Source organism: Inquilinus sp. (assembly GCF_039594555.1).
GTDB lineage: Bacteria > Pseudomonadota > Alphaproteobacteria > DSM-16000 > Inquilinaceae > Inquilinus.
In genome coordinates, this window is sequence record NZ_JBCNNF010000605.1 from 1 (window position 1) to 3,124 (window position 3,124).

At 74.3% G+C, this 3,124-nt stretch carries 4 protein-coding genes; 2 read left to right on the forward strand and 2 right to left on the reverse strand.

The window, feature by feature from the left end; all coding sequences use genetic code 11:
* On the forward strand, positions 1 to 475 hold a 475-nt coding region (locus ABDW35_RS34835; protein ID WP_343718427.1), incomplete at its 5' end, for an FGGY-family carbohydrate kinase.
* Here ABDW35_RS34835 and ABDW35_RS34840 read toward each other — a convergent pair.
* Positions 476 to 1,339 (reverse strand): EamA family transporter, encoded by an 864-nt coding sequence (locus ABDW35_RS34840; protein WP_343718428.1) that lies wholly within the window; start codon positions 1,337 to 1,339, stop codon positions 476 to 478. It lies immediately after the preceding gene.
* A gap of 92 nt (positions 1,340 to 1,431) precedes the next feature.
* Here ABDW35_RS34840 and ABDW35_RS34845 point away from each other — a divergent pair, with 92 nt between their 5' ends.
* Positions 1,432 to 2,298: a LysR substrate-binding domain-containing protein gene (locus tag ABDW35_RS34845; RefSeq protein WP_343718429.1), complete on the forward strand. Its 867-nt coding sequence runs from the start codon at positions 1,432 to 1,434 to the stop codon at positions 2,296 to 2,298.
* On the opposite strand, the gene ABDW35_RS34850 is transcribed toward ABDW35_RS34845, so the two are convergent.
* Positions 2,295 to 2,936, reverse strand: coding sequence for a LysE family translocator (locus ABDW35_RS34850; protein ID WP_343718430.1), 642 nt, complete (start codon positions 2,934 to 2,936; stop codon positions 2,295 to 2,297). The genes ABDW35_RS34845 and ABDW35_RS34850 overlap by 4 nt on opposite strands.
* Between the last annotated feature and the right edge of the window lie 188 nt (positions 2,937 to 3,124).

The window sequence follows — 3,124 nt, forward strand, 5'->3', positions numbered from 1 at the left end:
GCTGTTCCTGCCCTATTTGTCCGGCGAGCGCACCCCGCACAACGACCCGACGGCGACCGGCGTCTTCCTCGGCCTGACCCACGCCACCGGCCGGCCGCAGCTGGTGCGGGCGCTGCTGGAGGGCGTGGCCTTCGCCTTCGCCGACGGCCAGGCGGCGCTGACCGACGCCGGCACCGCGATCGGCGAGGTGTCGGTGATCGGCGGCGGCGCCCGCTCGCCATTCTGGGGCCGGATCCTGGCGGCGGCGCTGAACCGGCCGCTGCACTATCCGGCGGGCGGCGAGCTGGGCCCGGCCTTCGGCGCCGCCCGCCTCGGCCGCCTGGCCGCGACCGGCGAGGCGCCGGAGGCCGTCTGCACCCGCCCCCAGACCGCCCGCGTGGTCGAGCCGGACGCGGCCCTGGCCGAGCGCTACGCGGAAAAGCACCAGCGCTTCCGCGCCCTGTACCCGATGCTGAAGCCGGCCTGGCGGGGGTAGCTACTCTCCGGCCACCGCGCCCAGGCTGGCGACGACGACCAGCGCGATGCCGGCGAGCTGGGCGGGGCTGAGGGCCTGGCCGAGCACGACGAAGCCGATCAGCGTGCCCAGCGCCGGCTCGGCGCTCATCAGGATGCCGAAGGCCCGGGTGGGCATCCGCCGCAGGGCCATCATCTCCAGCGCGTAAGGCAGGAGCGGCACCAGGATGGCGAGGCCGATGGTGATGCCCAGCACCGCCGCCGGGATGTGCCCGCCGCTCTCCGCCAGCCCCCAGGGCGTGGCCACCAGCGCGGCCACCGCGATCGACATGGTCAGGCCCTGCAGCCCTTCGAAGGCCTGGCCGACCCGCTTCATCAGCAGGATGTAGACCGCCCAGCCGAGGCCGGCGCCGAGGGCGAAGCCGGCGCCGACCGGATCGACGGTCCAGGCCGACCCGTCATGCACCAGCAGCACCACCCCGACCAGGGCCAGCACCGGCCAGAGCGCGTGCCAGGCCCGGCGCATGCCGAAGGCGGCGACGCCGAGCGGCCCGAGGAACTCGATCGCCGTGGCCAGGCCCAGCGGGATGCGGTTCACCGCCTGGAAGTAGCACAGCGTCATGCCGGCCATCGCCGCGCCCAGCAGGATCGCGCCGCGCCACTGCGCCCGGCTGTAGGACAGGACCTTCGGCCGGGTGATCAGGACCAGCAGCACCGCCGCCCAGGCCAGCCGCAGCCAGGTCGTGCCCAGCGGGCCGAAGCTCTCCAGCGTCGGCTTGGCGAAAGCGGCGCCGAGCTGCACCAGGGTCATCGAGCCGAGCGCCATCAGCGCGGCGGCGGCGACGCCCCCGGTCAGGCCCGGCCTGGTCTCGGAATCGGTGGTCATGCTGCGGCCCGGTGGTTGCGGGACCGGCACCATAGCCGAGGCCGGCCCGGGGAGGTATCGTGATAGTCCTGATATCCGCATAAGGGATCGTTATGGTCCGGGATCTCGACCTCGGCCTGCTGCGCACCTTCGCCACGGTGGTCGAGGCCCGCAGCGTCAGCGGCGCGGCCGACCGGCTGGCGCGAACTCAGGCGGCGGTCAGCATGCAGCTGCGCCGGCTGGAGGAGGATGTCGGCCAGCGCCTGCTGGACCGGTCGCCCCGCGGCATCCGCCTGACCGGAGCCGGCGAGACGCTGCTGCGCTATGCCCATCGCGCGCTCGGCGCCAGCGAGGAGGCGCGGCGGGTGCTGGCCGGGCACCAGGTCGCCGGCACCGTCCGGCTGGGCCTGCTGGAGGATGTCGCGGTCGGCCGCCTGCCCCGCGCCCTCGCCCGCTTCTCCGAGGCCCATCCGCGGCTGCGGCTGGAGCTGGTGGTCGACGGCAGCCAGGCGCTGGAGGCGGGGCTGCGCGACGGCGGGCTGGACCTCGCCATCGGCGACCCCGGCCTGATCGCGGCGCGGCCGCTGGCGCGCTGGCACCGGCCGCTGCACTGGGTGGCGGCGCGGAGCTTCGGCCTCGACCCCGCGGCGCCGCTGCCGCTGGTGGCCTTCGCCGCGACCTGCCTGTGGCAGGAGCGGGTGCTGGCGGCGCTGGACGGCGCCGGCCGGGCCTGGCGCATCGTCTGCACCAGCCACAGCACCCCGGCGATCCAGGCCGCGGTGGAGGCGGGCCTCGGCGTCTCGGTGCTGCTGGACGGGCATATCCGCGAGGCGATGCGGGTGGTCGGCGTGGCCGAGGGCCTGCCCCCGGCGCCGCGCGCCGATTTCGGCCTGTACCGCGCCGCCCGGCCGGCCGAGGACCCGGCGGCGGTACAGTCGCTGCAGGACTTCCTGGCGGCGGAGCTGGAGGGCCTTGCCTAGACCGGCCGTTTGTCGAAAGCCAGCCGCACGGCGAAGCCGGCCAGCAGGCTGCCCATCACCCAGCGCTGCACCTGCAGCCAGGTCGGCCGCGTCGCGAACCAGGCGGAGATGCCGCCGGCGGCCAGCACGATCGTCAGGTTGACGCTGAAGCTGATCGCCACCTGGGTGGCGCCCAGCACCACGCTCTGCGCCAGCACATGGCCGCGCTCCGGGTCGATGAACTGCGGCAGCAGCGAGACGTAGAAGATCGCGATCTTCGGGTTCAGGAGCGCGGTGAGGAAGCCCATGGCGAACAGCTTGCGCGGCCGGTCGGGCTTGAGGTCGCGGCGCGGCCGCAGCGGCGAGCCGGCGCCGGGCCGCACCGAGTTCCAGGCCATCCACAGCAGGTAGCCGGCGCCGGCCAGCTTCACCGCCTCATAGGCCAGCGGCACAGCGAGCATCAGCGCGGTGAGGCCGATGGCCGAGGCCAGCATGTAGCAGAGCAGGCCCAGCACCACGCCGGCCAGCGAGATCGCCCCGGCCAGCCGGCCCTGCAGGATCGAGCGCGACAGCAGGTAGATCATGTTCGGCCCGGGGGTGCAGACCATGCCCAGGGCGATCAGGGCGAGCCCGGCCAGGCCGGTGGGGCTGACGATCATCACGGAGATCCTCGACGGAAGCGGACCGAAGCATCGCGGCCCGCCGCGCCGTCCGGCAATCGGAATCTTGCTCGGAGGGCAAGATTCGCCGCTCGGAGCGGCTCCCAGCCGCCCCTTACCACCTCAGCACATTGCCGACCCAGCTGAGGCTGGCATCGTAGGTGCCGTAGTGGCGCTGGCCCTCCAGG

Coding starts and splice junctions, on each gene's coding strand:
- ABDW35_RS34850 (WP_343718430.1), bottom strand. CDS start 2,936: ATGATCGTCAGCCCCACCGGCCTGGCCGGGCTCGCCCTGATCGCCCTG.
- ABDW35_RS34840 (WP_343718428.1), bottom strand. CDS start 1,339: ATGACCACCGATTCCGAGACCAGGCCGGGCCTGACCGGGGGCGTCGCC.
- ABDW35_RS34845 (WP_343718429.1), top strand. CDS start 1,432: ATGGTCCGGGATCTCGACCTCGGCCTGCTGCGCACCTTCGCCACGGTG.